This window comes from Streptomyces sp. NPDC002588 (genome assembly GCF_040295925.1).
Taxonomy (GTDB): domain Bacteria; phylum Actinomycetota; class Actinomycetes; order Streptomycetales; family Streptomycetaceae; genus Streptomyces.
Map to the genome: position 1 here is coordinate 65,840 of NZ_JBEOWF010000047.1, position 24,378 is coordinate 90,217.

General features: G+C 71.4%; 22 protein-coding genes and 2 tRNA genes. 20 read left to right on the forward strand and 4 right to left on the reverse strand.

The annotated features are described in order from the left end of the window. Nucleotides 1-1,071 carry an SCO2583 family membrane protein gene (locus ABT057_RS39260; protein WP_352348709.1) on the forward strand — a complete coding sequence of 357 codons (1,071 nt, stop codon included), beginning with the start codon at nucleotides 1-3 and terminating at the stop codon, nucleotides 1,069-1,071. 24 nt (nucleotides 1,072-1,095) lie between these two features. Here ABT057_RS39260 and ABT057_RS39265 read toward each other — a convergent pair whose 3' ends face one another. Continuing rightward, nucleotides 1,096-2,229 carry a M48 family metallopeptidase gene (locus ABT057_RS39265; protein WP_352348729.1) on the reverse strand — a complete coding sequence of 378 codons (1,134 nt, stop codon included), beginning with the start codon at nucleotides 2,227-2,229 and terminating at the stop codon, nucleotides 1,096-1,098. Between the two features lie 138 nt (nucleotides 2,230-2,367). On the opposite strand from ABT057_RS39265, the gene ABT057_RS39270 reads away from it, so the two are divergent. The 7 genes from ABT057_RS39270 (at nucleotide 2,368) to ABT057_RS39300 (ending at nucleotide 6,814) form a co-directional block, all read left to right on the forward strand. Next, nucleotides 2,368-2,520, forward strand: coding sequence for a hypothetical protein (locus ABT057_RS39270; protein WP_352348710.1), 153 nt, complete (start codon nucleotides 2,368-2,370; stop codon nucleotides 2,518-2,520). 207 nt (nucleotides 2,521-2,727) lie between these two features. Then, nucleotides 2,728-2,892: a hypothetical protein gene (locus ABT057_RS39275; protein WP_352348711.1), complete on the forward strand. Its 165-nt coding sequence runs from the start codon at nucleotides 2,728-2,730 to the stop codon at nucleotides 2,890-2,892. 79 nt (nucleotides 2,893-2,971) lie between these two features. Continuing rightward, nucleotides 2,972-3,598, forward strand: coding sequence for a nicotinate-nucleotide adenylyltransferase (nadD, locus tag ABT057_RS39280; protein WP_352348712.1), 627 nt, complete (start codon nucleotides 2,972-2,974; stop codon nucleotides 3,596-3,598). 16 nt (nucleotides 3,599-3,614) lie between these two features. Continuing rightward, nucleotides 3,615-5,420, forward strand: coding sequence for an LCP family protein (locus tag ABT057_RS39285; RefSeq protein WP_352348713.1), 1,806 nt, complete (start codon nucleotides 3,615-3,617; stop codon nucleotides 5,418-5,420). A gap of 112 nt (nucleotides 5,421-5,532) precedes the next feature. Next, the gene (rsfS, locus tag ABT057_RS39290) at nucleotides 5,533-5,979 is read left to right on the forward strand and encodes a ribosome silencing factor (RefSeq protein WP_352348714.1); all 447 of its coding nucleotides are present in this window, start codon (nucleotides 5,533-5,535) and stop codon (nucleotides 5,977-5,979) included. Next, on the forward strand, nucleotides 5,976-6,647 hold the full coding sequence (locus ABT057_RS39295; RefSeq protein WP_352348715.1) for a histidine phosphatase family protein: 672 nt from the start codon (nucleotides 5,976-5,978) through the stop codon (nucleotides 6,645-6,647). The genes rsfS and ABT057_RS39295 overlap by 4 nt, the downstream gene beginning before the upstream one ends. Before the next feature lie 94 nt (nucleotides 6,648-6,741). After that, a tRNA-Ala gene (locus ABT057_RS39300) sits at nucleotides 6,742-6,814 on the forward strand. Between the two features lie 70 nt (nucleotides 6,815-6,884). Here the strand turns inward: ABT057_RS39300 and ABT057_RS39305 are convergent. Beyond that, on the reverse strand, nucleotides 6,885-7,730 hold the full coding sequence (locus ABT057_RS39305; protein WP_502974038.1) for a helix-turn-helix transcriptional regulator: 846 nt from the start codon (nucleotides 7,728-7,730) through the stop codon (nucleotides 6,885-6,887). 94 nt (nucleotides 7,731-7,824) lie between these two features. Here ABT057_RS39305 and ABT057_RS39310 point away from each other — a divergent pair, with 94 nt between their 5' ends. The 4 genes from ABT057_RS39310 to ABT057_RS39325 all read left to right on the forward strand — a co-directional run bounded on the left by ABT057_RS39310 (nucleotide 7,825) and on the right by ABT057_RS39325 (nucleotide 9,974). Then, a complete protein-coding gene (locus ABT057_RS39310; RefSeq protein ID WP_502974039.1) occupies nucleotides 7,825-9,294 on the forward strand; it encodes an MFS transporter in 1,470 nt (489 codons plus the stop codon). A gap of 69 nt (nucleotides 9,295-9,363) precedes the next feature. Next, the gene (locus ABT057_RS39315) at nucleotides 9,364-9,537 is read left to right on the forward strand and encodes a hypothetical protein (RefSeq protein WP_327315011.1); all 174 of its coding nucleotides are present in this window, start codon (nucleotides 9,364-9,366) and stop codon (nucleotides 9,535-9,537) included. 3 nt (nucleotides 9,538-9,540) lie between these two features. Beyond that, nucleotides 9,541-9,774, forward strand: a complete 234-nt coding sequence (locus ABT057_RS39320; RefSeq protein ID WP_003976229.1) for a hypothetical protein — start codon at nucleotides 9,541-9,543, stop codon at nucleotides 9,772-9,774. Nucleotides 9,775-9,901: 127 nt separating this feature from the next. Then, nucleotides 9,902-9,974: transfer RNA gene (locus tag ABT057_RS39325), tRNA-Ala, on the forward strand. 124 nt (nucleotides 9,975-10,098) lie between these two features. On the opposite strand, the gene ABT057_RS39330 is transcribed toward ABT057_RS39325, so the two are convergent. Together ABT057_RS39330 and ABT057_RS39335 are read right to left on the reverse strand one after the other, a co-directional pair. After that, entirely contained in the window at nucleotides 10,099-11,709 is a 1,611-nt protein-coding gene (locus ABT057_RS39330; protein ID WP_352348717.1) for an NADH-ubiquinone oxidoreductase-F iron-sulfur binding region domain-containing protein, read from the reverse strand. Beyond that, nucleotides 11,706-13,013, reverse strand: a complete 1,308-nt coding sequence (locus ABT057_RS39335) for a ferric reductase-like transmembrane domain-containing protein (protein ID WP_352348718.1) — start codon at nucleotides 13,011-13,013, stop codon at nucleotides 11,706-11,708. Before ABT057_RS39335 ends, ABT057_RS39330 begins: the two co-directional genes overlap by 4 nt. A gap of 417 nt (nucleotides 13,014-13,430) precedes the next feature. Here ABT057_RS39335 and leuS point away from each other — a divergent pair, with 417 nt between their 5' ends. The 8 genes from leuS to ABT057_RS39375 all read left to right on the forward strand — a co-directional run bounded on the left by leuS (nucleotide 13,431) and on the right by ABT057_RS39375 (nucleotide 24,282). Continuing rightward, nucleotides 13,431-16,310, forward strand: a complete 2,880-nt coding sequence (gene leuS / locus ABT057_RS39340) for a leucine--tRNA ligase (protein WP_352348719.1) — start codon at nucleotides 13,431-13,433, stop codon at nucleotides 16,308-16,310. A 154-nt stretch (nucleotides 16,311-16,464) separates the two neighbouring features. Further along, nucleotides 16,465-17,178 (forward strand): hypothetical protein, encoded by a 714-nt coding sequence (locus ABT057_RS39345; protein ID WP_352348720.1) that lies wholly within the window; start codon nucleotides 16,465-16,467, stop codon nucleotides 17,176-17,178. 116 nt (nucleotides 17,179-17,294) lie between these two features. Continuing rightward, nucleotides 17,295-18,140: a DegV family protein gene (locus tag ABT057_RS39350; protein WP_352348721.1), complete on the forward strand. Its 846-nt coding sequence runs from the start codon at nucleotides 17,295-17,297 to the stop codon at nucleotides 18,138-18,140. Nucleotides 18,141-18,264: 124 nt separating this feature from the next. After that, entirely contained in the window at nucleotides 18,265-19,338 is a 1,074-nt protein-coding gene (locus ABT057_RS39355; RefSeq protein ID WP_352348722.1) for a ComEA family DNA-binding protein, read from the forward strand. A 221-nt stretch (nucleotides 19,339-19,559) separates the two neighbouring features. Next, nucleotides 19,560-22,112, forward strand: a complete 2,553-nt coding sequence (locus ABT057_RS39360; RefSeq protein WP_352348723.1) for a ComEC/Rec2 family competence protein — start codon at nucleotides 19,560-19,562, stop codon at nucleotides 22,110-22,112. Between the two features lie 4 nt (nucleotides 22,113-22,116). Beyond that, nucleotides 22,117-22,974 (forward strand): arylamine N-acetyltransferase family protein, encoded by an 858-nt coding sequence (locus ABT057_RS39365; RefSeq protein WP_352348724.1) that lies wholly within the window; start codon nucleotides 22,117-22,119, stop codon nucleotides 22,972-22,974. A 146-nt stretch (nucleotides 22,975-23,120) separates the two neighbouring features. Next, the gene (locus tag ABT057_RS39370) at nucleotides 23,121-24,002 is read left to right on the forward strand and encodes a YceI family protein (RefSeq protein ID WP_352348725.1); all 882 of its coding nucleotides are present in this window, start codon (nucleotides 23,121-23,123) and stop codon (nucleotides 24,000-24,002) included. Nucleotides 24,003-24,036: 34 nt separating this feature from the next. Beyond that, nucleotides 24,037-24,282 carry a hypothetical protein gene (locus ABT057_RS39375; RefSeq protein ID WP_352348726.1) on the forward strand — a complete coding sequence of 82 codons (246 nt, stop codon included), beginning with the start codon at nucleotides 24,037-24,039 and terminating at the stop codon, nucleotides 24,280-24,282. The last annotated feature ends 96 nt before the right edge of the window (nucleotides 24,283-24,378 follow it).

The window sequence follows — 24,378 nt, forward strand, 5'->3', positions numbered from 1 at the left end:
ATGGCCGGGCCAGGAGACCCACCGGAGGGGACACCCGAGGGCGCCTCCGCAGGTGGGGAGGACGAGTACCGATCCGTCGTCTTCGACGAATCGTTCGTCCGTGCTGCCCGGCTGCAGGAGTACTCCGCGCAGGAACGCATGACCGACCACACGCCCGCCGTGCGCCGCCGCCCGCCCCTGCACCGGGGCCTGTCCCGGCAGGCCCTGCTCCTGGTCCTGCTGATCGCCCTGGCCTTCGGCACCGCCATCTACATGGGTGTCCGCAACCCCTACCAGAACTCGGCGACCCGGCGGCCCGTGGAGCCGCTGCGGATGACCGTCATCCCGCTCTCACCGCAGGGCGCCGTGCCCGGCGCGGCCGACACCGAGGCACTGTTCGCACACAGTCCCGCCGCCCAGTTCCGCGTCGGCGCCGAGGGCATCCCGCTGCCGGCCTCCCGGCGCACCACGCACTTCTCCGACAGCCAGGTCGTCACCGCCCTGACCACGGCCAAGGAGTACCTCGTGCGCTCCTCCCTCTACCCGGACGTGCTCATCGGGCAGGAGGTGCAGCCGGTGCGGGGGCTGATCGACGCCGCTCAGCTCGACCAGTTCGACGAGAGCTTCAGCAACCCCACCGCAGACGGGCGGCACGCCCCGACCGGCTGGCTGGTGCGCTTCGACCCCGCCAGGACCGAACTCGCCGACCGGAAGATCCGCGTCCAGGGGACCCTGACGGCCGCCGAGACCGACTCCTCCACCCTCGAGGTCACCGCGGACCACACTTTCGTGTACGCCCTGCGGCCCGCCGGTGCCGACGTGAAGGCCCCGGCGTCCCTGTTCACGGTCCGCCGCGAGCTGCACTTCCGCTTCGACCGCGACGACCTGCGCACCCACCAGACCCAGCTGATCGTGGCGTACGTCCAGGCGGGCCCGCTGTCCTGCGCCGAGGACCCCACCAACCACCTGCGTCCCCTGCTGGCCGGCCAGACCGCCAAGGCAGGCGGCCCGGCCGGCACCGACCCCTACGCGACGGGCGGCGCGACGGCCCTGTGCGGATCACTGGCCACGAGCGCCCAGCCGAGAGTGTGAGGCGGGTCCGCGAGAGCGGGTGAATCAGTTCTCGTCGCGGGGCGGGGTGTCCGTCGGGCCGTCCCCGTTCCTCGGGGAGTCGTCCGAGCCGTTCGCCCGGTCGTCCGCCGACGGTGAGCTGGTGAAGCCGTCGAAGCCGCGCCGCACCCGGCCGCCGATGCCGCCGGCCCCGCCCGCGATGTCGGTGACCAGCTTCATCAGCGGGTCCTTGGAGTTCTTGACGCTGGTCGTGTAGTGGGCTGCGGACTCGCGGAAGGAGTCGGAGACCGAGGTGTCCTTGTCCTCCTCGCGCCGCGGGTAGTGGCCGTCCAGGATCCGCTGGTACTCGCGGGACTCGGCCCACTTCTTCAGCTCCGCGGCCCGGACCGTGGCGAAGGGGTGCGTGCGCGGCAGGACGTTCAGGATCTTCAGGACGGAGTCGCGCAGGTCGCCGCCCGCCTCGTACTCCTCGGCCTGCTGCAGGAACGCGTCCACGTTCATCTCGTGCAGGTGGTTGCCGCCCGCGAGCTTCATCAGGCCGCGCATCGAGGCCCGCAGGTCCTGCCCGACGAGCAGACCGGCGCGGTCGGCGGACAGCTCCGACTTGCGGAACCACTCGCGCAGCGCCGTCACGATCGCCATGATCGCGAGATTGCCCAGCGGTATCCAGGCCACCCGGATGGCGAGGTTCGTCAGGAACAGCAGGATCGTGCGGTACACCGCGTGCCCGGACAGGGCGTGCCCCACCTCGTGGCCGATCACCGCCCGCATCTCCTCCTCGTCGAGCAGCTCGACGAGCCCGGTGGTGACCACGATGATCGGCTCGTCCAGGCCGATGCACATCGCGTTCGGCTGCGGGTCCTGGTTGACGTACATCGGAGGGACCTTCTCCAGGTCCAGGATGTAACAGGCGTCCCGCAACATGTCGTTGAGGTGTGTGAACTGCTGGTCGGAGACGCGCACCGAGTCGGAGAGGAACAGCAGCCGGAGGCTCCGCTCGGGCAGCAGCCCGCTGAGTGCCTTGAACACCGTGTCGAAACCGCTCAGCTTGCGCAGCGCCACCAGGGCGGAGCGGTCGGCGGGGTGCTCGTACGCACGCGAGGAGATCCCCGGGAACCGCTTGCGCTGCCTGCTCGGCACGTTCTCGGAACCGGTGCTCTGGTGGCCGTCGTCGGACATGTCTTCCCCCATGTGCGTCTGTGTGGCCCTGGTTGTCGGCCCTTTGCGGACCCTTGTGCGGCCCTTTGCGCCCCCGAAGCAGAGCCCAGCCTAGGCGGAGTTACCGTGGACGGGCACCCATCGAAGGAGTCCCGCACCATGGAGCACCGTCCCGCGGCCGCCTGGCTGACCGAGGCCGCCCAGCAGCAGGGGGCGGGGAATCTGCTCCGTGTCGTTCTGATCGTGATGATCCTGGGCTGTGCCCTCACCGCGTGGTTCCTGCTTCGGGGCTACAAGCGGAAGGACGAGTGAGCGCGCGGGAAGGTTCCCCGCGCCGCCGAAGCGCCTCCTGAGCACCTCGTGTTGCCGCCCGCCCCGCAACCCGCGTCCCGAATGGCGGAGTCGGCGTGATGGCCGCCGAGCCGCCCGCTTACCATGGGCCGACGTCTTTATCCCGCCCTCCCCCACTCTCGGCCTCGCTCGAGCGGGGGGACTCCCATCGGATAGGTCCTGCCGAAGATGAGCCTTCACAGCGCCGCTGCCCAGCTGGTCACCCTCGCCGCCGAGGGCGAGGAGCACGGGGGCAACCACGACAGCCTGAACCCGCTGGTCACCGGGGGCGGCGCGTTCCTCATCCTGCTGCTTCTGCTGTGGGTCACCACCCGCTTCAACCGCGACCGCTGAGGCACGTCGTGGTCATACCGGGGCACTCCGGGCACCGGCAGGCCGGTGCCCCCAGGGTGGGCCGGTAGGGTCTGCACGCATGGGAGAGCAGGACATGCCTACCGGCCGCTCCAATCCGGGCAAGCGCCGCCTCGGCGTCATGGGCGGGACGTTCGATCCGATCCACCACGGACACCTCGTGGCGGCCAGTGAGGTCGCCGCGCAGTTCCACCTGGACGAGGTCGTGTTCGTCCCGACCGGCGAGCCCTGGCAGAAGAACCACCGCAGGGTCTCCCCGGCCGAGGACCGCTACCTGATGACGGTCATCGCGACCGCCGAGAACCCGCAGTTCTCCGTGAGCCGTATCGACATCGACCGCGGTGGCCCCACCTACACCGTGGACACCCTGCGCGACCTGCGGGCCCTCAACCCCGACACCGACCTCTTCTTCATCACCGGTGCCGACGCCCTCGGCCAGATCCTGACCTGGCGGGACAGCGAGGAGCTGTTCTCGCTCGCGCACTTCATCGGGGTCACCCGGCCCGGCCACCAGCTCACGGACCCCGGTCTCCCGGAGGGCGGTGTCTCCCTCGTCGAGGTTCCCGCCCTCGCCATCTCCTCGACCGACTGCCGCGCGAGAGTCGCCAAGGGCGACCCCATCTGGTACATGGTGCCGGACGGAGTCGTGCGTTACATCGACAAGCGCGAGCTGTACCGCGGCGAGTGAGCCGAGAGGGGTACCGGTGAACGACCGATACGACGCGGGGTACGGGACCGACCCGTACGAACTCGTCGGCTACGACGAGTACGGCCAGCCGGTCTACCGGCAGGTCTCCCCACAACTGCCCCAGCAGCAGACCTACGACCCCTACGGGCAACAGGCGCAGCAAGGGCACCAGGGACAGCAGGGTCGCCAGGGGTACGGCTACGACCCGTACGCCAACGGCGGGCAGCAGCAGACGCCCGCCTACGACCCGTACGACACCGGTCAGCAGCAGGCCGCCCCCGCCTACGACCCCGGCCACCAGGCCCCCACCGGCACCGGCTACGACCCCTACGGCACCGGCACCCATGCCGCCCAGGGCGGCCCCGCGACCGCCGCCCCGTACGACCCCTACGGGCGGACCGCCACCAGCGGACAGCAGCCCCGGGCCGAACAGGCCCGGACCGCCGAGCAGACCGCGTACATCCCGCAGCAGGCCGGACCCGCCGAGGGCGAGGCCGGCGAACCGGGCGGCCCGGAGGCTGCGGAGCAGTCCCAACGGGATTACCACACCGAGCAGTTCGCGTTCGTGGAGGAGCCCGACGGCGACTCCGAGGACGTCATCGACTGGCTGAACTTCACCGAGAACCGCACCGAGCGCCGCGAGGAGGCCAAGCGCCGCGCCCGGGGCCGGCTGATCGCGCTCGTCGTGGTCCTCGCCCTGGTGGCGGTCGGCGGTGTGGGCTATCTCTGGTACGCCGGGAAGCTGCCCGGCCTGTCGTCGTCCTCCGGTTCCAAGGCGGGCACCACCACCGCGAGCGCGGCCCAGAAGCGCGACGTGATCGTCGTCCACCTCCACAACACCTCCGGAGGCGGCACCTCCACGGCGCTGCTCGTCGACAACACCACCAGCAAGAAGGGCACCACCGTCCTGCTGCCCAACTCCCTCGTCCTCACCGACCAGGACGGCACCACGACGACCCTCGCCAAGTCCGTCGACGACGACGGCTCCGCCGGCACCCGCGACGCCCTGGACACCGTCCTCGGCACCGACATCCAGGGCACCTGGCGCCTGGACACCCCCTACCTGCAGAACCTGGTCGACCTGGTCGGCAACATCGAGGTCGACACCGACACCGCCGTCCCCGACCCCGCCGCCAAGAAGAAGGGCGAGGCACCCCTCGTCAGCAAGGGCGAGGACCAGACCCTCAGCGGCAAGATGGCCGTCGCCTACGCCACCTACCGCCCCGCCGGCGAGGCCCAGAACGCCCAGCTGGAGCGGTTCGGCCAGGTCATGCAGGGCGTGCTGCGCAAGATCTCCTCCGACTCCGCGGCGGCGACGACCACCGTCCAGACCCTCGCCCAGATCCTGGACCCCTCGCTGACCGACAAGGACCTCGGCACGTTCCTCGCCAAGCTCTCCGACCTCGCCAAGGGCGGCGACTACAAGACCGCCCTGCTGCCGGTCCAGACCGACGGCACCCTCAGCGCCGACGCCGGCGCCGGAGTGGTGAAGGACGTCCTCGGCGGCACCGCGAAGAGCCCCGACAAGGACGCCGCCGTCAGCGTCTCCGTCCAGAACGCCAGCGGCACCAAGGCCAACACCGAGGACGCGCGCGTGGTGCTCCTCAACGGCGGTTTCACCTTCCTGGAGGGCGGCACGCCGTCCGGCACCCGGGCCACCTCCCAGGTGCTGTACGGGGACGCCGCCGAGAAGGAGAACGCCACCGAGGTCGCCAAGTCCCTGGGCCTGTCCGTCGGAGTGGTGAAGAAGGGCACGGTCTCCGGGAACGCGGACGTGACGGTCGTCCTGGGCCAGGACTACAAGCCCTCGTCGTCGTCCTAGGGAGGCCCGGCGGGTTGAGCGGGGTGGCCCGGTCATCCGCCGATCACGTGGGGTGGCGTCGGCGGTCCGTGAGACCCTTGAGGGCAAACGACCGCCGACGGAAAGCCACGTAGTGACCGCCACCGACCGTTCTCTCGAGCTGATCAACACCGCCGCGCAGGCGGCCGCCGACAAGCTCGCGCACGACATCATCGCCTACGACGTCAGCGACGTGCTGTCGATCACGGACGCCTTCCTGCTGGCCTCCGCGCCCAACGACCGCCAGGTCAAGTCGATCGTCGACGAGATCGAGGAGCGCCTCCTCAAGGAGCTCGGCGCCAAGCCGGTGCGCCGCGAGGGCGACCGCGACGCCCGCTGGATCCTGCTCGACTACGTCGACATCGTCGTCCACGTCCAGCACAGCGAGGAGCGCGTCTTCTACGCCCTGGAGCGGCTGTGGAAGGACTGCCCCGAGCTGGAGCTGCCCGAGGACGCCAAGGCCACCCGCGGCAAGGCCGCCGAGCACGCCAAGCTGCAGGCCGAGGCGGACGACACCGCCGGGTTCGGGGACCTGCGGTGAGCGCGTCCCCCGAGGCGGGCGCCGGTCGCCCGGGCCGGGGCCGCCGCGTCATCCTCTGGCGGCACGGCCAGACCGCGTGGAACGTGGAGCGCCGTTTCCAGGGCACGACGGACGTCCCGCTGACCGAGACCGGTGTGGCCCAGGCCCGCCGCGCCGCCCGGCTGCTGGCCTCCCTCGAGCCCGACGTCATCGTGGCCTCCGACCTCTCGCGTGCCGCGAACACGGCCGCCGAGCTGGCCGCGCTCACCGGCCTGGAGGTCACCCACGACGAGGCCCTGCGCGAGACCTACGCGGGTGTGTGGCAGGGGCTGACGCACGAGGAGATCCTCACCCGGCACGGCGAGGAGTACACGGCGTGGAAGCGCGGTGAGCCGGTCCGCCGCGGCGGCGGCGAACTGGAGAGCGAGGTCGCCGACCGCGCCGCCCCCGTGGTGCTGCGGCACGCCGAGAAGCTCCCCGAGGACGGCACCCTCGTCGTCGTCAGCCACGGCGGCACGATCCGGACCACCATCGGCCGCCTCCTCGGCCTCGCCGCGCGCGACTGGGAGAGCCTCGGCGGGCTCTCCAACTGCTGCTGGTCCGTGCTCGGTGAGGGCGCCCGCGGCTGGCGCCTCCTCGAGCACAACGCCGGCACCCTCCCGGAACCGGTGCTCGGCGACGACGACTGAGCGACCCGATGCGGGCCCGGGACCCGGATTTCACTTTCCGGCAGGTCGCAGGCTAAAGTTCTTCTTGTTCGCCCGCCGAGCCGGAAGAACACGCGGGGCTATAGCTCAGTTGGTAGAGCGCCTGCATGGCATGCAGGAGGTCAGGAGTTCAATTCTCCTTAGCTCCACTGATCGACACTCTGTTGAGTTGTCAAGGATCGGTTGACGAAGATCCCGTCCCTCAGGGGGCGGGATTTTTCATTGGTCCCCCACCGATTGCTCCGCCGGTGTGTAGACGACCATCCGGCACTCCGGCATTCCGTCGATCGACAGCGACGTGGACGTCATCCGCAACTCGCCCAGCTCCGCGTGCCGGAAGACCTTCACCCGCCGTCCGGGCTCCGCCACGTCCCCCGAATCCCACAGCCGGGCGAAGAGCGGGCTGGCCCCGGACAGCCGGCGTATGAACTCCTCCCACGACGGCTCCCCGGCATGCACCCCGTAGGCCGCCCGCAGGGTGGCCACCATCATGGGCAGCTCCGACTCACGGAACTTCAGCGGGGAGTCGTCCTCCGAGACCGTGAACAGCCGCCACAGCGCGTTGGGCGGCACCGGAGAGGAAGCGTCCGCCGGGACGTCGAAGAGGTCCCGGTAGACCGTGTTGGCGGCGAGGATGTCGTAGCGCGCGTTGTAGACGACCGCGGGGCGGGGAGCCACGGCGTCGAGGATCCCCTCGATCTCCGGCCCCACGCTCCGCACCGGAGTCTCCGGCAGCGGCGTGTACGGCACCTCCGCCAGGTGGTACAGGTGCTCCCGCTCGGGCGGCCCGAGCCGCAGGGTGCGTGCCACGGCGTCCAGGACCTGTGCGGAGGCGTTGATCGGCCGGCCCTGCTCCAGCCACGTGTACCAGGTCACGCCCACGCCCGAGAGCTGGGCGACCTCCTCGCGCCGCAGCCCCGGTGTGCGGCGGCGCAGCCCCGGCGGCATCCCGACGTCGGCCGGCGTCACCCGGGCCCGCCTGCTGCGCAGAAACGCGGCCAGTTCCGGCCGGCGCCGGTGTGCCGTGTCCGTACCCGCTCGTGTGCTCATTGTCACGTCCCCCATGGTCGATGCCCCACCCGTCCCCTGCCAGGTGCTGCCAGTACCAGCATCAGTGGGCTCTCGGCACCCGTACCGGAGTCTCGGCACGCTCGACGGCATGACGACAACCTCCCGGACGAGTCCGGGTTCCGCCCCCGTCTCAAGTCCCGTCTCCAGTAAAGACCCCGGCACTGACAACCGGCCCCGGCGGCTGCTCGCGGTGGTGCTCGCGGCCCAGTTCATGGCACTGCTCGACGTCTTCATCGTGAACGTCGCGGCCCCCACGATCGGTTCCGATCTCCATGCTTCCGGCGCCGACCTCCAACTCGTCGTGGCCGGCTACGCCGTCACCTACTCCGTGCTGTTGATCACCGGGGCCCGGATCGGCGACCGGTTCGGCCACGGCCGGGTCCATCTCGCCGGGCTCGCCCTCTTCACGGCCGCCTCACTGGCCTGCGGGCTGGCGCAGGGCAGCACCCAGCTGATCGTCTTCCGGCTGGTGCAGGGCGCCGGGTCGGCGGTGATGATCCCGCAGGTGCTCAGCCTCATCCAGCGCGCCTTCACCGGTGCGGCCCGGGTGCGGGCCCTCGGCGTCTACGCGGCGGTCCTCGCCGTCGGCGCCGCGGCCGGGCAGGTGCTCGGCGGTCTGCTGGTCGCCGCCGACCTGCTGGGCACCGGCTGGCGCCCGGTCTTCCTGGTGAACGTGCCGGTGGGCATCGTCCTGCTGGCCGTCGGACGGCGCGTCCTGCCACGGGACGGCGCGACGGCGCGCGAACGGTCGCGCGGCCTGGACGGGCCCGGGCTGGTGCTACTGGGCGCGGCCGTCTCCCTGGTCACGGTGCCGCTCGTGCTCGGACAGGAGGAGGACTGGCCGCTGTGGTCCTGGCTGTGCCTGGCCGCGGGCGCGCTCGTGCTCGTCCTTTTCTGCGGTCACGAGTCCCGGCTCGCCCGGCGCGGAGGCGCCCCGCTGATCGCTCCCCGGGTGCTCCGGGCCCCCGGCATGACCCTCGCCGCGGTGCGCATCGCGGCCGTGATGGCGATCAACGGAGGCTTCCTGTTCGTGGTCACGCTGCACGAGCAGGGCGGACTCGGGCACAGCGCGCTGCGCGCCGGACTCACCTTCGCGCCGACCGCGGTGGTCTTCGGGGCGGTCGGCCTGCTCTGGCGCCGGGTGCCCGCCACCTGGCAACCGGCCATGGCCCCGGCCGGGTTCACGCTCACCGCGCTGTCCGTGGCGGGCGTGGGGCTGGCGTTCCACGGCGGTGGTGACGGGGGCGCGTGGCTCTTCGCGGCGTACCTCGGCCTGGGCGCGGGACTCGCGCTCGCCTTCGGCCCCACGCTCACCCGGGCGCTGGCCGCGGTGCGGCCCGAGGACGCGACTGACGCCAGCGGACTGCTCGCCACGGTCACGCAGCTCGGCCAGCTCAGCGGTGTCGCGGTGTTCGGCACACTGTTCTTCAACCGGCTTGAGTCACTTGGGGGCCCGGAGGCGTATACCTCTTCAGAAACGCTTCTCACATGCATGTTCGCGCTCGCTGCGACAGCCGCGCTGGGTGCCGTGTCCGGACTGGTACTGAGGCGTCGCTGACCGTATCGGCCTGGCCGTGGCAGAATCAAACGGCCGGAAGGGGGCGCGGCCCGACGGGAGGGAGTAGCGATGCCTGCGAGCATCCTCGGAGAGGTCGGCCACCTCTCCGAAGCGGCGTTGACACGGGACAAGGCCACCCGGCTCAGCTGCCCCTCCTGTGGTTCCGCGCATGTGGCCCAAGTCCTCGGGGACAACGGCGGCATCTCCTACGTGTGCACGGCCTGCGGCCACAGCTGGAGCTGATCGATGGGTGCACACAGGCGAAAGTGCGACTGGTGTGGCAGCGGCACTCCGATCGTCCGCGACATGGAGCCGGTCAACCCCGACTACCAGTACTGGTGCGAGGAATGCGCGCGGGCGCTGATCATAAAAGGCGACCCGATCGAGACGTACCGTGAGCTGGAGGGCGAGCCGATCTACGGCCGGCTCCTCGAGGAGCACTGCACGCTCAAGCGGTTCTATTCGTTCGTCACAGCTTGACATTCGAGGCAAACCGGACAGAACGGAAACGATTTGGTTCTCCTGCGGGGTGACCGGTAATGTTGGCTTCGCCGCCGGGGAAACCCGGAAGGCAGGGTCAGAGGGCGGTTCCACCGCCTGGCCGCAAGGGGCTATAGCTCAGTTGGTAGAGCGCCTGCATGGCATGCAGGAGGTCAGGAGTTCAATTCTCCTTAGCTCCACAGCAGAAGATCCCGCCGGATCGAATCAGATCCGGCGGGATCTTTTCTTTTGCACGGCGAGTACGCCGGAATGCCCAAGGGGCCGCCCGAGGAAACAGGCGGCCCCTTGCGGGTGTTGCGAGCGTCAGCGGCCCAGAGCGCGGCGGCCGCGGCCCTGGGAGAGCACCGGGAGATTGCGGGAGGGCGCCTGCGCGCGTGTGTCCTCCTCCAGGCGCAGGGCGAGCGCCGGGCAGCGCCGTACCGCGCGCAGGGCCTTCGCCTCCGCGTAGCGCGGCACCTTCGCCTGCGCGACGGTGGGGAAGCCGTCGGCGCCCAGTTGGAAGACCTCGGGGAGGATGTCCGCGCACAGACCGTGGCCGCGGCACAGGGTCCAGTCGACGAAGATCTTCTGGCGGCTGTCGCTGGTCTCCTGGGGCCCTCCGCCGCTCGTGATGGCCGCCGGGACCATTCCCTCCTCGAAGAGCGGGAGAACACCCTCCACGGGCCGTCCGCAGCCGTTGCCGAGCACATGCGCCGCGAGGTCGTCCGTGAACGCCTTGATGGTCGACTCGAGGAACATCGCGGAACCGTCGGGGTGCGAGCACGCCCCGCGCCGCTTGACGTTCTTCGCGACCTGCTTGAGGGCCTCCAGGGCGGCCGGGCCGCCGCCGTTGATGATGTCCTCCATGCCGCGCGCGGCGGCCGGCAGACCGAGATAGCAGGGACCGCACTGTCCCGCGCTCTCGTCCGCCAGCCACTGGGCCACGCGCAGCGACTCGCCCAGCGGGCAGGTCTCCTGACTGATCGGCAGGATCGCGCCTGCGCCGAGGGCGCCGCCCACCGCGTCCAGCGAGTTGCGGGAGACGACCGCCTCGTTGACCGTCGCCGCGTCGATCCACTTGCCGTGGTAACCGCCGGTCAGCACGCCCTGGGGGACCGGCGGGGCGCCTGCCAGCTGCAGGACGTAGCGCAGCGGAACACCCGTGGGGACCTCGATCACCATGGGGCGGGCGACGGCGCCGGAGACCGTCAGCATGACGGTGCCCGGCTCGTCGTAGAGACCGGTGTTGCCGTAGCGCTCCGGGCCGATGCGGGCGGCGATGGCCAGTTGGGCGAAGGTCTCGGCGTTGGACAGCAGGGTGGGCGCGCCGCCGACGCCGCTCTGGGAGGCGCTGGTCTTGCGGCCGGGCGGGATCGCCGGGCCGCCGTCGATGGAGCGGATCAGCGACGCGGCGGCGCCGGTGACCATGCGGATCGGATTGCGCTGGACGAACGCCTTCAGCGCCGAGCGGCGGCCGTTGCTCAGGCCGCGCTCGGCCAGCGCGGCCTCCATGGAACGCTCGGTCGACTCACGGGTGACCCCCACCACGAGCGTGCGGGCACCGAGCGCCTCCGCGACCAGCAGAGCGCCGTCCAGGATGAGGTGCGGGGCACGGTTGATCAGCACCGTGTCCTTGCGGCAGGCCGGTTCGTCCTCGCTGCCGTTGACGACGACGACCGGCCGTACGCCGCGCTTGATCGCCGCGTCGGCGACCGAGCGCAGCTTCTTGTGGAACGGGAAGCCCGCGCCGCCGCGTCCCTTGAGGTTGATGCGTTCGGAGAGCTGCGCGAGCTTCTCTCCGCCCATGGGTTCAAGCGGCCCGTGCACCTTGAGGTGCATGGGCAGATCGAGTCTCTCGACAAGGTCGAAGCCCGACGTGAGCTGCGGAAGGCCGACCACGCGGACTTCTGGGACGTCGGGCAGGGCCTCGTTCACCTATAGCCTCCGGAAGGCGTGTTCCAAGGTTCGCCCGAGCCCGGATTGTCGAAGGACGCTCCGGGCGATGGTTCATTGGCGGGACCGCTGTTGTACGTGTCATTCGAGTTGTACGTGCCGTACTGCGCGTTCGTCTCACCGGTGTCGTACACATCACGTGCGCCGTACCCGGCGGCGCCCGAATTGCCATAGACCGGGATGTTGAATCCCGTGTCCTGGAGCGGGTCGTAGGCCGACGGGGGCGCCTCGCCGACCGGCGGCGGGGACGGGATCGGCCAGCTGCCGGACGTGCTGCCGCCGTTGTCCACGCGCGGGATCGCCTCGGTGGACTGCATGTCGAACGGCATGTTCATCCGCGCGGTCTGGTCGGCCGCGGCGTACGACTGCTGCTGGGACGGCGTGTTGACGGCGCGGTAGGCGGCCGCGAAGCCGCTCGCAGGCTCCGGCGCGGCGGGCGTGTCGTACAGGGGCGACATGGGCTGGTTCCGCCGGGAGGAGCCCATCGTGTCGGCCGCGGACGGCCGGGAGGAGCGGCTCTCGTAGCCGGGCAGCGACCCGCCGCCGGTCTCCGCCATGCGCGCGCGTGACGCCTCGAGGCCCTCCATGGACGAGCGTTCCGACGAGCCCAGCAGGGCGGTGATCTGGTCGGCGACCTTGCGCTTGAAGGGGCGCGGGGCGGCCCGCAGCAGGAGGGCGGCCATGACGCCGACCAGGCACAGCTGGTACGAGATCATGAAGAACGGCTTCGCCGCGCGTCCCGCGAACAGGCCGTGGATCAGGGCCGCGCACAGCGCCGGGTAGGCCAGCATGTGCATGGCGCGCCAGCGGGCGGCGACCTCGGCCGGTGCGGCGAACTGGTTGCGCAGCGCGCCGGTGATGCCCACGAAGATCATGAGCAGGCCGGCCGTGGAGCCGAGGCCGATCAGGCCGCCGATTCCGGTGACACCCTGCGAGAACGGGATGATCGCGGCGAGGAAGACGGTGTGTTCCAGGGCGATCTTGACGGTGATGTGCACCAGCAGGAAGGCGATCGAGGCGACGGCGGTCACCCGGTGGATGCCCTGCGCGATGATCCGCTGGCGGGTGTTGAGGATCAGCCGGTCCTGGGCGACCAGTCCCCAGATGACCGAGCAGGTGAGGCACACCAGTGACAGGACGCCCGCACCGAAGTTGAGGAAGGCCTGGACCTGGTCGCCACCGACCAGCACGACCACGGGTATGAGGACCAGGACGACAGCCGAGGCGACCCCATAGGCCGACCGGCCGGCCTTGGGGATCGAGCTGTTACTGAGAAGAGGGTTCATGGGGGCAACTCCGAGCAGTTTCGGGAAAGCGGTCCCGGTGCCGAACTCTAAGTGGCTCCATACCGATGGGTACGAGGTTTGAGTTATTGCGTTGTTATCAAGTGAAAATCTGGGTGGGACGATGTCCCCTTAGTGGCTGTTACGCGAAGTAATCTTTGACCTTTGTTCAACTTCGGCCGGGTGTGCCCGGTGTCCGTAGGTCATACGTAAGTCCGTCGCAGCTTGCTCAAGCGCTGCGGTACCCTAGCGCCATGCGTGCCGTACGCCTTCTGCTTAGCGAGCCGCGCTGATCAGTCCCGACCGCCGGTGGACCGACGGGTCGGAGTCGGCGCGGCCTCCCCTCCTGTGTGAGGGGATTTTCCGTTTCCAGGGAAGTCACAGCCGCTGGCAGAGACGATCGATGGAGCTTTGAGGATCATGAGCGAGACGAACCCCGCTGCCGCCGAGGTGGCCGCGCCGCACCGCTACACGGCGGCCATGGCCGCCGAGATCGAGGCACGCTGGCAGGACTTCTGGGACGCCGAGGGCACCTACGCCGCGCCCAACCCCGAGGGCGACCTGGCCGGCGACCCCGCGGTCGTCGCCCGGCCCAAGAAGTTCATCATGGACATGTTCCCGTACCCCTCGGGTGCGGGCCTGCACGTCGGCCACCCCCTGGGCTACATCGCCACCGACGTCTTCGCACGCTTCCAGCGCATGACCGGCCACAACGTCCTGCACACCCTGGGCTTCGACGCCTTCGGCCTGCCCGCCGAGCAGTACGCCGTGCAGACCGGCACGCACCCGCGCGTGTCCACCGAGGCCAACATCGAGAACATGAAGGCCCAGCTGCGCCGGCTGGGCCTGGGCCACGACAAGCGCCGCTCGTTCGCCACGATCGACCCGGACTACTACAAGTGGACCCAGTGGATCTTCCTGCAGATCTTCAACTCCTGGTACGACGACGAGGCGGACAAGGCACGGCCGATCTCCGAACTGATCGACCAGCTCGAGTCCGGTGAGCGTGCCGTACCGGGCCACACGCGCGCGTGGGGCGAGCTGACCGCCGTCGAACGCGCCGACGTCCTGGGCGAGTTCCGGCTGGCCTACGCCTCCGACGCGCCGGTCAACTGGTGCCCCGGCCTGGGCACCGTCCTGGCCAACGAGGAGGTCACCGCCGACGGCCGCTCCGAGCGCGGCAACTACCCGGTCTTCAAGGCCAAGCTGCGCCAGTGGAACATGCGCATCACCGCCTACGCGGACCGTCTGCTGGACGACCTGGAGGCCCTGGACTGGCCCGAGGCCATCAAGCTGCAGCAGCGCAACTGGATCGGCCGCTCCGAGGGCGCCCGCGTCGACTTCCCCATCGACGGCGAGCACATCACCGTCTTCACCACCCGCCCGGACACGCTGTTCGGCGCGACCTACATGGTGCTGGCGCCCGAGCACCCGCTGGTCGACAAGTTCGTCCCGGCCGCCTGGCCGGAGGGCACCCACGACGTGTGGACGGGCGGGCACGCGAGCCCGGCCGAGGCCGTCGCCGCCTACCGCGCGCAGGCCGCCTCCAAGTCCGACGTCGAGCGGCAGGCCGAGGCCAAGGACAAGACCGGCGTCTTCACCGGCGCGTACGCCACCAACCCGGTCAACGGCGACCAGGTCCCGGTCTTCATCGCCGACTACGTCCTGATGGGATACGGCACCGGCGCGATCATGGCCGTCCCGGCGGGCGACCAGCGCGACTTCGAGTTCGCGCGCGCCTTCGAGCTGCCGATCCACTGCATCGTCGAGCCCACCGACGGCCGCGGCACCGACACCTCGACCTGGGAGAACGCCTTCGGGTCGTACGACGCGAAGATCGTCAACTCCGCCAACGACGAGATCTCCCTGGACGGCCTGCCCGTCGTCGAGGCCAAGGCACGCATCACGGAGTGGCTGGCCGCCAAGGGCATCGGCGAGGGCACCGTGAACTTCCGGCTGCGCGACTGGCTGTTCAGCCGTCAGCGCTACTGGGGCGAGCCCTTCCCGATCGTCTACGACGAGGACGGCATCGCCCACCCGCTGCCCGAGTCGATGCTGCCGCTGGAGCTGCCCGAGGTCGAGGACTACTCGCCGCGCACCTTCGACCCGGACGACGCGAACACGTCCCCGGAGACGCCGCTGTCCCGCAACGCGGACTGGGTGAACGTCACCCTGGACCTGGGCGACGGCCCGAAGCGCTACCGCCGCGAGACCAACACCATGCCCAACTGGGCCGGTTCCTGCTGGTACGAACTGCGCTACCTGGACCCGCACAACAGCGAGCGGCTGGTCGACCCCGAGATCGAGCAGTACTGGATGGGCCCGCGCGAGGGCCGGCCGCACGGCGGCGTCGACCTGTACGTCGGCGGCGCCGAGCACGCCGTGCTGCACCTGCTGTACGCCCGCTTCTGGTCCAAGGTCCTGTTCGACCTGGGGCACGTCTCCTCCGTGGAGCCGTTCCACAAGCTGTTCAACCAGGGCATGATCCAGGCCTACGTCTACCGTGACAGCCGTGGCATCGCGGTGCCCGCCGCCGAGGTCGAGGAGCGCGACGGCGCCTACTTCCACCAGGGCGAGAAGGTCAGCCGCCTGCTGGGCAAGATGGGCAAGTCCCTGAAGAACGCGGTGACTCCGGACGAGATCTGCGCCGAGTACGGCGCCGACACCCTGCGCCTGTACGAGATGGCGATGGGCCCGCTGGACGTCTCCCGCCCGTGGGACACCCGCGCCGTGGTGGGCCAGTACCGGCTGCTGCAGCGGCTGTGGCGCAACATCGTCGACGAGGCCACCGGGGAGGTGACCGTCGTCGACGTCGAGGACGCCGACATCGACGTGGACACCCTGCGGGCGCTGCACAAGGCGATCGACGGTGTGCGCCAGGACCTGGAGGGCCTGCGCTTCAACACCGCCATCGCCAAGATCACCGAGCTGAACAACCACCTGACCAAGGCGGGCGGCGCACTGCCGCGCACGGTCGCGGAGGACCTGGTGCTGCTGGTCGCTCCGCTGGCCCCGCACATCGCCGAGGAACTGTGGCGCCGGCTGGGCCACACCGGCTCGGTCGTCCACCAGGACCTGCCGGTCGCCGACCCGGCGTACGTCGTGGACGAGAGCGTGACCTGCGTCGTCCAGATCAAGGGCAAGGTCAAGGCCCGCCTGGAGGTGTCCCCGGCCATCTCCGACGAGGAGCTGGAGAAGGTGGCCCTGGCCGACGAGAACGTCGTCAAGGCGCTGGACGGCGCCGGGATCCGCAAGGTGATCGTGCGGGCGCCGAAGCTGGTGAACATCGTCCCGGCGTGAGGCCTGCGGCAGCCTGAGGCGTCTGTCGTCGTCCGGGGCGGCTGCGCCCGTCCCCTAGGGGCTCGGTGCGGGCAGGTTCGGGGTTCTGCTGGAACTCCGGGCCTGCCCGTCTCGTTTACGGTTTGAAGAGGGACGCGGACCGAAGGAGGAGCATGTGGAAGCAGTGATCGCAGTCGTCGCCCTGCTGTTCGTGCTCCTGGCGGTGCTCGGCGTCTACGTGACCGTGAAGGCGGTGGGCGCCGCCAAGCGCGGTGTGGACCGCACCATCCACCAGGCCCGGCGCACGGTCGAGGAACACACCCTGCGGGCCAAGTCCTTCGCACAGCCCGGCCCGGCCGGGGAGATCGCCCAGCTCCGCCTCAAGCTGCGCACCTCGATGCGCGCCACTCAGGACGCGCTCCAGGCGGGCGTGACCGAGGACGAGTCGCTCAAAGAGTCCCTCGGTCTGTTCCAGCGACTCAGCGCCCATGGCCGTGAGCTGGACGGCGAGCTCAAGCGGCTGGAGGCCGAGCCCAACCGCGCGAAGCTCGCGGAGCGGATGCCGTCACTGCGCGAGCGCACCGAGCGCGTCACGGCGTCGGCGGACTCCCTGCGCTGGGCGGCCCAGGACCGCGCCCGCCGCTTCGCGGAGGACGATCTGGACACCCTCAGTGCCCAGATCGACGTCGAGGCCGGGGCCCTGCGGCACTGGACCACTCCGGACACCCCGGGTACGCCCGGCTCGGACACCTCGGGCACCGCACAGACACCGGAGACGCCCCGGTCGCGTGCGGCGCAGGAGCCGACCCGGCCCGCCATCACCCCGCCAGGGCCGCGCCCGACCTATCCGTGGCAGAAGAAGCCCCGCCCCGAGGCGACCGGTTCCTGACCGGTATCGGAGCGGTGCCGGACCGGTTCCGGGCGGGATCCTGATTCGGTCAAGTGCTGCCCAGGTCAGAGGGGCCGGGCTGCCGTCCGGGGGCTACGGCAGGTAACCTCCAGCTCATGTCCCGCCATGTCGCGATCGTCACGGATTCCACGGCCTACCTGCCGCAGCGGACGATGGAGCGTCACGGCATCACCGCGGTGCCCCTGACCGTGGTCCTCGGCGACCGGGCGCTGGAAGAGGGCACCGAGATCTCGACCCGTTCCCTGGCCCAGGCGTTGCAGAAGCGACGCTCCGTCACCACCTCGCGCCCCAGCCCCCAGCTGTTCGCCGAGACCTATCGCAAGGTCGCCGAGGCCGGCGCCTCCGGAATCGTTTCCCTGCACCTGTCCGCCGAGTTGTCCGGTACCTACGACGCGGCGGTCGTCGCGGCGCGGGAGGCACCGGTGCCGGTGCGGGTGGTGGACACCGGCATGGTCGCGATGGCGCTCGGTTTCTGCGCGCTCGCCGCGGCCGAGAGCGCCGAGTCGGGCGGCACGGTGGACGAGGCGGTCATGGCCGCGGAGAAGAGGGCCGCCGGGACCTCCGCCTACTTCTACGTCGACACCCTCGAGTATCTGCGCCGGGGCGGCCGGATCGGCGCCGCCCAGGCGCTGTTGGGCTCCGCGCTCGCGGTGAAGCCGCTGCTCCAGCTGGACGGCGGCCGTATCGAACTGCTGGAGAAGGTGCGGACGGCGTCGAAGGCGATCGCCCGTCTGGAAGAGCTGGCGGCCGACCGTGCGGGCAGCGCGCCGGTCGACATCGCCGTCCACCATCTCGCGGCGCACGAACGGGCGTCGGCGCTCGCGGACCGGCTGCGGGGGAGGGTGCAGGGGCTCGCGGATCTCCATGTGAGCGAGGTCGGTGCGGTGATCGGGGCGCATACCGGCCCTGGGTTGCTGGGAGTTGTGGTCTCGCCGAGGTGAGGGAAACACGGCGGCCCTCACGTCCTTCACCCGTGTGGGTGGGGGAGTTGTCCACAACTGGGATGTGATCCCCAGAAATTGGGCAAGATCATCGTGAATCGGCGAAGTGTCCGATCCTCGGGGCATGGCACTTCGATCACGCTCACGCATCACGAACGCGACCAGCGGCCCCGGGCGGGGTCACGGCTCCGACGGCCGGATCCGCAACCGTCGACCACCCGGCCGAGGCCGTGGCGGGCATCCGCGTGCTTCGGCGGAGGAGCTCCGCCGACGGGCCGAGGTGCTGTTCGGAGCAAGAGGTGGGGAGCGCGGCGGAGCGGGCCCGCAGTCGGAGGACGTCGTCCCGGTCGATGCGCGGGAGGGGACGGGTGCGCGGGGCGCCCCGGAGTCGCCCGGCCCACCGGAGGGTGCCGGTTCACCGGACGGGGGGCCGCCCGGCGGGCGGGGAGTGCCGCCCGCGGTCGTGGTTCCGGGGGGATGGCGGGAGCGGGCCGGGCCGGCTCTGCGGGAGCGGCTGCCGGTGTGGGTGCAGGCGCGCTGCGCGATGGAGCGCAAGTCCGCGCTCGCGCTCACGGTGGTGCTGGTCGTCGCCGCCGCCTTCGCCGTGCAGCACTTCTGGACCGGTCGGACCCGGCCGGTGCGGCCACCTGAGGTGGTGCGCGCGGCGGTTCCCTATGCGGCGGGCGAGCGGGCGGAAACGGCCGTGCCTCCGGCGCCTGCCGCGCCGGTCGGCGTCCCGGTCGCCGGGGGCACGGCCGGGGCCGAGATCGTGGTGGATGTCAGCGGCAAGGTCCGCAGGCCCGGGATCCATCGTCTTCCGGCCGGTTCACGGGTGGTGGATGCGCTGAGCGCGGCCGGCGGGGTGCGGCCGGGCACCGACACCGACGGTCTCAACCGCGCGCGCTTCCTGGTGGACGGCGAACAGGTGGTCGTCGGGGGACCCGCACCCCCGCCAGCCGCGGGAGCGGAGGGCGCGGCCGGCTCGGGGGCGGCTTCCGGCCCGGCGGCTCCGGTCTCGCTCAACACGGGCACCGTCGACCAACTCGACACCCTGCCCGGCGTCGGGCCCGTGCTGGCACAGCACATCGTCGACTACCGCACCCAGCACGGCGGTTTCCGCTCGGTGGACGAGTTGCGCGAGGTCAACGGCATCGGCCGGCGACGCTACGCCGACCTGCGGAACCTCGTACGGCCATGAGGGGCGGGAGGACAGAAGGGACGTGGAGCACCGAGGGCACGCGGGGCACTGGAGCCACCAGAACCTCGCGAGATACTCGGGCCACTGAGGTCACGCGGACTCCCAAGGTCACTCGGGCCCGCAACACCACTCGAGCCACTCGGGCCACTCAAGCCACTCGGGCCACCGGGGTCACGCCGGGGACCGGTGGCGCAGGGAGTCCGGAGGTCGCCTCCCGTGCTGTGCATGCCGCTTCCGGCAGGCGGCTGGGCGACGCGCACCCGCGCCACGAAGGTCCGGTGGACCTGCGCCTGGTCCCACCGGCGCTCGCGGCCTGGGGCACGGCCGCACTGACCTTGGGGGCGGCGCCGGGGCCGGTGGCGGGGGTGGTGGCCGGCTGTCTGATCGCGGCGGTGGTCCTGTTGGGGCTGCGCTCCTCGGGCGGGCCGGGTACGCGGCCGTCCTCCGGAACGTCGCGCGGCTGGTCGCGGGTCACCGTCGCCGCCTCGCTGCTCTGTGCCGCCGCGGCCGCCGCCTCCGCCGGGCTGCACGGCGCGGATCTGAGGCGAGGGCCCGTGCCGGTGCTGGCGCGGGAGTACGCGACCGTCACCGCCGAGGTCGAGATCACCTCCGATCCCCGGCTCACCCGGCCCAGGGTGAGAGGAGACCATGTGCCCCCGGACTCGGTCCTGATCCCTGGAGAGGTGCGTGGGGTCGAGGGGCCGGACGGGACGGCGGTCGCGACGCGGGCGCCGGTGCTGATGCTCGTGGACGCCCGTGTCGGGAAGAACACGCGGCGGGCGGCCGGTCGCGGGACGGACGGTTCCTCGGCGTGGCTGGGGCTGCTGCCGTCCACACGGGTGCGGGTGACCGGGCGGCTGGTGCCCGCGCTGACGGGCGGGGACCGGATCGCGGCCGTGCTGCGGGTGCGGGACCAGGCGGTTCCCGCGGTCCTGCGGGAGCCGTCGGCGGCGCAGCGGGCGGCCGGCCGGCTGCGGGCCGGGTTGCGCGAGGCCACCGACGGGTTGCCGGCGGACGCCCGGGCGCTGCTGCCGGGGCTGGTCGTCGGGGACACCGCACGGATCACACCGGAACTGGACGAGGCCTTCAAGGAGACCGACCTCGCACACACCCTGGCGGTCTCCGGAAGCAACCTCACGATCATCCTGGCCCTGCTCCTCGGACCGCCCGGGCTGGCCCAGAACGTCGAGCGCCGGGGGCTGGCACCCCGTCTCGGCATCTCCCTGCGGTCGACCGCGCTGCTCGGCGGAGCGCTCACGCTCGCCTTCGTCGTGGTGTGCAGGCCCGATCCGAGCGTGCTGCGGGCCGCCGCCTGCGGAGCCGTCGTGCTGCTCGCCCTGGCGACCGGCCGCCGTAGAGCGCTCGTTCCCGCGCTGGCGACGGCGGTACTGCTGCTGGTGCTGTACGACCCGTGGCTGGCCCGGAGTCATGGGTTTCTGCTGTCGGTGCTGGCCACGGGCGCCCTGCTGACGCTGGCGCCGCGCTGGAGTGCCGCGTTGCGCAGGCGCGGGGTGCCGCCGCGGTTGGCCGAGGCGTTGGCGGCGGCGGGGGCCGCGCAGGCCCTGTGCGCACCGGTCGTCGCGGTGCTGTCGGCGCGGGTGAGCCTGGTGGCGGTGCCGTGCAACCTCCTGGCGGAGTTCGCGGTGGCACCGGCCACGGTGCTGGGCTTCGCGGCGCTGGCGGCCGCGCCGGTGGCGATGCCGTTGGCGCAGGCGCTGGCCTGGTGCGCCGGCTGGCCGGCCCGCTGGATCGCGCAGGTGGCGCGGACCGGGGCGGCGCTGCCCGGCGGGGGAGTGGACTGGCCTGCCGGCTGGGGCGGGGGGCTGCTGTTGGCCCTGGTCACGGCGGTGGTCGTACTGCTCGGCCGGCGGCTGCTGGGGCGGCCCTGGCTGTGCGGGCTGTGCGGGGCACTGTTCCTCTTCACCGTGGTGCAGCCGCCGCCGCTGGCCCGGGTGCTCACGGGCTGGCCGCCACCCGGGTGGCGGCTGGCGATGTGCGACGTGGGACAGGGGGACGCGACGGTTCTCGCGGCCGGTGCGGGTACCGGGGTGGTGGTGGACGCCGGGCCGGATCCGGCGGCGGTCGACCGGTGTCTGCGCAGGCTCGGCATCACCAGGGTGCCCCTCGTGGTCCTCACCCACTTCCACGCGGATCACGTGGCCGGGCTGCCGGGTGTGCTGCGGGGGCGGGCAGTGGGTGCGATCGAGACGACGGGGTTCGAGGAGCCCTGGGACCAGGTGGCGTTCGTGCGGAAGGAGGCCGGTGCTCGCGGGGTGCCCGTGCTGCGGGCCGCGGCGGGGGAGCGGCGGCGGCTCGGCGGGCTGGACTGGGAAGTGCTGTGGCCTCCGCCGGGCTTCGGGCTCCGCCCCCCTCCGGGGCTTCCATCGCGCCCAGGGCCGGAGCCGGAGGGGCCGAACGACGCGAGTGTGACGCTGCTCGTGCGGACGGCCGGGCTGCGGATGCTGCTCCTCGGGGACCTCGAACCCCCGGCCCAGCGGGCGTTGCTGCGGTCACCGGCGGCCGCGGCGGTGCGAGGGGTGGATGTGCTCAAGGTCGCCCACCACGGCTCGGCCTACCAGGACCCGGATCTCATACGGGCGGTGGCGCCCCGGCTGGCGTTGATCTCGTGCGGCGCGGACAACCCGTACGGACACCCCGCGCCCAGTACGGTCGCGGCGCTTCGGGCGGGCGGTGCGACGGTGCTGCGGACCGACCGGGACGGGGCGCTGGCGGTCGTCGGTGCGGGCGGGGCGCTGCGGGTGGCGCGAGACTGAGGGGATGGAATCCGCGCAGATCGATGCCAGTGAGGTCACCGCCTATCTCGGCCGTCTGGGGGTGGAGTCCCGGGCCCGGCCCGCCGCCCCCACCGACGATGTCCTGCGCGACCTGCATCTGAGACACCTGCGGGCCGTGCCCTTCGAGAACCTCTCGGTCCACCTCGGGGAGGAGATCGTGCTGGAGGAGGACCGGTTGGTCGAGAAGATCGTCGGAGCGGGGCGGGGAGGTTTCTGTTACGAGCTGAACGGCGCTTTCGGGGCGCTGCTCACGGCGCTGGGCTTCGAGGTGACGCCGCTGGCGGCGCGGGTGTACGGGGCGGAGGGGAGGGTCGGGATCCCGTACGACCACATGGTGTTGCTGGTGCGGACGGTGGACGGCGGGGAATGGCTGGCCGACGTGGGGTTCGGGGCGCACAGCCACTTTCCGCTCCGCTGGCGGGAGCGGGGTGAGCAGCGGGATCCCGGCGGGGTGTTCCGTATCGGCGGGGTCGCCGAGGCGGACGGGTCCGGGCAGGGTGATCTGGACGTCCTGCGGGACGGGACCCCGGTGTACCGCCTGGAGGTGCGGCCGCGGATGCTCGGTGACTTCGTGACGGGGGCCTGGTGGCACAGCACCTCGCCGGGGTCGCACTTCGTGCGGTCGCTGGTCTGCTCGCGGGTGACGGAGGACGGAGGGAGGATCACGCTCAGCGGGCGCCGGTTGAAGGTGACGGACCGGAAAGGGGGGAGCACGGAACGGGAGTTGCCGACGGACGGGGAGGTGCTCGGGGTGTATCGGGAGCACTTCGGGATCGTCCTGGACAGGGTGCCGCAGGTGCGGGCCGGGGAGACGGGGGTGGGGGCGGGGCCAAGGGAGTAATTCGGGTCAGATGGGGCTACTCGTGCGTAGCACCAGCACATGTGCTGGTTTACCGTGATGTGGGCTTGTCTTGCCTCGAAAGCCGCATCGGTGATCGAATGCGTCTTCGGCAACAGGTGGAGTCAAGTCGCGCAGGGGTGGCGTAGATGTTCGACCGTTGGCTGGGAAATCGTACGAACCGGGTGCAGCGGTCGAGTCCCCTCGCGGCGGTCAGGACCCCGGAGAACGCCGGGGTGCTGAGCTGCCGGGTGCTGGACCCCGTCAACGAGCCGGTGCCGCACGCGGAGTTCGCGGTGAGCGACGCGATGGGGCGCAAGGTGGTGAGCGGCGGGACGGATCCGTTCGGGGCGTTCGTCACGACGGTTCCGGCGGGCGAGTACCGGCTCGCGGTGTCCGCGGAGGGGTACACCCCCTACCGGGCGACCGCGACGGTCGGGGAGAACGCGCTGGCCTCGCTCGGTGATGTGACGCTCCAGGTGGCGCGGCCGCCGCAGCTGCCGGCGCCTGGGGACTGGGAGATCGAGCCGACGCATTCCTCGATCGGGTTCACCGCGCGGCACATCGGGCTGGCGCGGATCCACGGGCGGTTCAACTCGTTCGCGGGGGTGGTGCGGATCGCGGAGCGGGTGGAGCAGTCGGCGATGCATGTGGTGATCGACGCGGCGTCGATCGACACCAACGTGCGGATGCGGGACGACCATCTGCGGTCGGCGGACTTCCTGGACGTCGACCGGTTCCCGACGCTGGAGTTCTACAGCGACCGGTTCCTGCACAAGGGCGGGAGCCGGTGGGCCGTCACGGGCGCGCTGTCGCTGCACGGGGTGACGCGGACGGTCACGCTCGACACGGAGTACCTCGGCCTCGGTCATGGGATGGAGGGTGAGATGCGGGCGGCCTGCCGGGCTCGTACCGAGTTGCACCGGGACGACTTCACCGTGAGCTGGCAGACGATGCTGGCGCGCGGGATCGCCGTGGTGGGGCCGAGTATCCGGATCGAGCTGGATGTGCAGATCGTGCCGAAGGGGTGAGAAGCGCTCCGCGGGGGTGCCGGAGAATGGCGGCGTGAGCGATGTGAGACATGTGCTGGTGCTGCCCGATCGTGAGGCCGCCGAGGAGGTGGTGGAGGCGCTCGCGGAGCGGTTCGGGGTGGTGGAGGAGCTGCGGGTCGTCCGCGACGCCTTGGCCGGGGAGGACGACGCGGAGGACGCGCAGTGGCTGGTGGGGGTGCGGGATGCGGACGGGCGGCTCGACGCACGGGAGCTGGACACGTTCGCGGGGGAGTGGGAGGGCTGGCGGGAAGAGCCCTAGATGTTCTGTCCCGGGAGGTTGTGGACAGGTGAGGCAGATCTCGGCTGAGGGATCTTGAAATAGGTGAGGGCCTTCTGGCCTGGTGTGGATTGCGAC